The organism is Rhizobium sp. P1_E1, assembly GCF_056406015.1.
This window is the reverse complement of record NZ_JBFUAY010000299.1, coordinates 1-4,496: the sequence shown is the minus strand read 5'-3', so window position 1 is coordinate 4,496 and position 4,496 is coordinate 1. Positions and strand designations below refer to the sequence as shown.

Here is a 4,496-nt window from a genome sequence, read left to right as displayed (position 1 = left end):
GCATACCTCCTAAGGGGTGATACGCTAACGCTGTTGACCCGAGATCACACCGAAGTGCAGCGTCTTATCGACAGCGGCGTCCTGACGCCGCAGGAGGCCGAGACCTATCCGCATCGCAACGCGATCACGCATGCGATCGGGGTGGGTTCCGCGCCGTATCTCGATTATGTCGATACCGAGATGATGGTCGGTGACGCCTTTTTATTGTGCAGCGATGGATTAACGGCTCATCTGAGCGATCTAGAAATCGGTCAGATCATGACGGGTCGGCGGTCCAGGGAAGCAAGCCAGGCCCTGATCGATCTGACCCTGTCGCGCGGTGGAACCGACAATGTAACGGTCAGCGTAATTCAATTCTCGAAAGCCTCGACAACAGTTCCGTTCGATAGCGGGATCCAGTCCGGCGAGATACTCGGTTGAACATGAGTAATCGCGAAACCACACATATAACATCGACGACAGCCGAGGTTGCAGGCGGGACCGTGCTGAACGGCATGTTCGAAATCGACGAAAGACTGGCCTCGGGCGGCATGGGAGAGGTTTACCGCGGCCATAATATCGTGACCAACGACCCGGTCGCCATCAAGGYGGTGCTGAAGGAATTCGCCAAGGACGAAACGATTGTCGGGTTGTTTTTCAAGGAGGCCCGGATCCTCAACAGCCTYCATCACGCGGCGATCGTGCGCTACAGCGTGTTCAGCATCGATCCGACGATCGAGCGTGCCTATCTGGTCATGGAATATATCGACGGGCCATCGCTGTCGCAGGTTGTCGACGGTGCGCCGATGAAAACCGAGCAGGCGATGTCGCTGATATCACGACTGGCATCGGGGCTCGACGCAGCCCACCGTGCGGGTGTCATCCACCGCGACATCTCGCCCGACAATGTCATCTTGCCGAACGGCCGAGTGGAAAATGCCAAGATCATCGATTTCGGGATCGCCAGGGCGAACAATCTCGACACCGGAACCTTTTTGGGCGGCAAGTTTGCCGGGAAATATAATTTCGTCTCGCCCGAACAGCTCGGCCTGTTCGGCGGAGTCATCACCGAAGCCTCCGATGTCTATAGCCTCGCACTTGTGACGGCCAATGCGGTTCTCGGCCACCCGATCGACATGAATGGCAGCCAGTACGAGGTCATCGAAAAGCGCCGGTCTGTTCCGGAGCTTTCGGGTATCGCCGATGAGTTGCGACCGATTCTCGCGCGCATGCTCGAGCCCGATCCGGCAGCTCGCACGATCTCGATGGTTGAGATTTCCGAGCTGATGGTGGCATCCGTCGGACGCGGACGGTCCCGTCCCGGCGAAGCGCGCAATGGCGCCGCTGAGCCGACCCGCGTCCGACCGGCACCGCAGGCATTGCCGGTCGACAATGTCGCGATGGCAGATCAGTCAACCAACGCGGGCTTCGACCGAGTTGACGAGGAAGCAGATCCACTGGCTGCGATCAAGGTGGAGGTCGGGTCGCAAAAAACCGGAGACGCAAAGCTCTCCCTCAAAGCATCTGCGCCCGCGGAGATGTCGCATTCACGACGCAAGCTGATTCTGACTGCGGCATTCATCCTTGTCCTTGTCCTTGTCGTTGTCGTTGTCGTTGTCGGCGGGGGCATTGGCCTCTTCCTGCTTTCCGGCGTGACAGAGCCACCAGAGACGACGGTCGTAACGACAGAGCCCGCCAAATCTCGACCCTCGCCCCTTGTGGTGCCGGCCAGTCCAGACGAGAATGCGGAGAGCACGAAGAATGGCGGGCAAGGGTCCCTTGATCAGCCACCCGACGCCCAATCGGGCCAGACGGGGCCGAGCGCTCCTCCTAGTACTGCAAATCCCGGAGCCGGGCCTGATCAAACCAAGCCAGCACCGTCACAAGATGCCAGGACGCCGCCCCGACCAGGGGGCAACGGCAATCCCGTCGATGGGCCGGACACGCCCCCGAATTCGACGGCACCACGGCAACCCGCACCGACCGACCAGGTGATGATCCCTGCGCCCGAGCTTCCCTCGGCACCTCTGAGCGAAAGCCAGGCTGTCAGCCCACCGGAACCGCCAGGAAACCAACCGCCGCCGGCGCCCGCTCCGAAAACGCCGGAGAATACCGCAGTCCCGAAAGGATCAGTCGAAACGCCGCCTGTGACCCCTGCGCCTTCCGTTCGCCCGACAGAGGAAGCGACAGCGCCAGCCATTGCCCGGGAGACCGCTTGGGTCGAGAATTTTAACGGCGGCGCGTGCTTCTTCGCGAGGGCCTCCGGATTAGAGGCGGCATCCATGGCCGTAGAGGCGATTGCCTCGGACGCCGCTCCTCTCGAACGGCTCGACGCTGATTTTGCCAGCACCTTTGGTACACCGGCAGATATTCACGGCCAGCTGATCCAGCCGTCACAGTGCGGGCTTGTCACGTTCTTGCGAACCATGGCGCGCACTCCAACCCTCAGCATCGACCTCGACAAGTACGATCTCAACAGCGGCGACATGCTGCGGGGGAGAATTTCCGGCCCATCGAGCGATCAGGTGACACTCTACATGATTGATCATGACGGGGTGGTCTTCCCGCTCAATCCCTACCTGACCGCGACTGCAACGGGATCAAGTTTCATGGTCGGTCCACTGCAGATCCAGTCCCGCTCCGCCTTGCCGCAACTCATCCTGGCCCTGTCGTCCGACAGTGCCCGTGCGCTGACTGGCATGAGCGAAGCAAGCACAGGCGACCAGTTGTTCAAGGTACTTTCTGGGATCGGCATTAATGGATCGTTCAAGGGCAATTTCGGAGTTGCCTATTGGACATTGCGGGGCGACTAGACTCGGGGTCTCCAGTCATCTGTCGCGGAGAACGACAACGGCACGGACTGGGGAATGCGGCGGTGTGCCCATATCTGTCGATATGGCGAAATGCTACCGCATCGTAGCGCAATGGACCAAACGCGCCTATCCTGCCGCATGTTGCGGTACAAATGACGATCAATCTAAACTTTGCTCATGCGGCTTGGATGAGGGTGCCTTGTCGAGCTGCAAAATCGCCTCAGCGATYGCTTTCTTGAAGTGTGTCACGCGTAATGTTGCCCAGTCTGTCATTAAGTAGACCTGATGCCCAGTTTGGATCTCCGTCAATGCGCCTCTTCACCGCGTCTAAACATTGGGAAAGCGAATAACCTTGCTTCAGCAGAACGAGGATCATCGCGACCACGATTATAACGACGACGGGGTTCATTCTTCAGCCTCGTTCATTATTGGAAGCAATGGAAGTCAACGACCTCCATATCTGAGAATGGAGAGATGCCCCGGCTGTCCCCGCGATGATCTTCCCGGGCATGCTTGCCGCTGAAATATTGACCATTGATGCACACTTCATCGCCAGCCGGAAAGTGTCGTCAGAAATGATAATTCCGAAAGTCGATTGAATAGACTTTCGAATAGAATCTTCCTGCGGAGTAAAATTGGACATCGGCCTCACCATAGGTAAAAACAGAGGACAGAATGGTGTCATGGAAGACGTTATTCTAATGCTAGAATATTTGTCAAATCTCTCGATGTCCTACCAATTCTGTACGCGGAGGTTATTTTCGCCCCACAATCATACAACTAGCTAGGTATTGCCCGAGTAGGACATCCATATCCTGTTAGCAGGAAAGATATTCAATTGTTTTCCTCCCCCTGTGCTCCAACTGCCATTCTCCTCCAGAGCGGTTGAAGTATGGCCCGCTTAAACCGACGTTCGCCACCGTCCCCGGCCTGATAATTACTTTCGCGACATGCATAAAAAAGCGGCCTTCGATTGCTCGATTTTCCATAATTTCCGAGGAAGTGTGTATGAAATCATCGATCAGCACCCAGGCGCCCTCCATCCGTGCCGGAGGTTCTCTCGGTCGTCCACGCGAACACCGTTCGTGTGAACCCTTAGGCCAAACAGTGCTTTCTGAATGAAAACAGTATGATAATCGCCCAGCCAGGCTTTTTCGAAATTACTCTTGACTCTTTCATGCGGAATCGCGGGTAGATCTATAGTCCTGCCATTTCGATGTGAATATTGTCATCTCATCCCCGTTTTCGCAGAGGTGCATGATGGCGAGTGTAGCGCAATACCGCAACACTCAATTGGGCGTACCCGCCACAACAACTGACGGTGTCCCCATGAACAAGAACCTCAAAAAGGCGACAAAGTCGCTTTGTAAACCAGCCAGGGAAAGACGAGGGCAAGGTCGTCAGGAAGCGGGCCACGGGCACTCAAGGGTCACAAGGTGAAGGCAACCAAAGAAGATCCCCAAATGGTAGTCGAAGCGAAAAGTCTGGTAAATGGGCGGCCACAAACCTGAAGCGCTGAAGAAGATTCAAGCGACCTCAATCAAACGAAGTCCTCATTGAACGGCGAGTGACGAGCGTAAATGTTACTCGCCACCGCGGTTCCCAGGCCACGCCGTAACGCGATATCGACTAGTCGCTTCAGACGATCGGTACAGGCGTCCTCGCAAACCTGGGCAGGCATGCGCTGTATGCTCGCCGTTGAAG

Annotated in this window: 3 protein-coding genes; 2 read left to right on the top strand and 1 reads right to left on the bottom strand. The window is 56.8% G+C overall.

Annotated features, from left to right (window positions below; genetic code table 11):
• A partial coding sequence (locus AC1D1Z_RS34375; protein WP_477853257.1) for a PP2C family protein-serine/threonine phosphatase occupies positions 1 to 420 on the top strand: 420 nt, incomplete at its 5' end.
• A 2-nt stretch (positions 421 to 422) separates the two neighbouring features.
• Positions 423 to 2,792, top strand: coding sequence for a serine/threonine-protein kinase (locus AC1D1Z_RS34370; RefSeq protein WP_477853259.1), 2,370 nt, complete (start codon positions 423 to 425; stop codon positions 2,790 to 2,792).
• Between the two features lie 818 nt (positions 2,793 to 3,610).
• Here AC1D1Z_RS34370 and AC1D1Z_RS34365 read toward each other — a convergent pair.
• A complete protein-coding gene (locus AC1D1Z_RS34365) occupies positions 3,611 to 3,820 on the bottom strand; it encodes a hypothetical protein (RefSeq protein WP_477853256.1) in 210 nt (69 codons plus the stop codon).
• Positions 3,821 to 4,496: the final 676 nt, after the last annotated feature.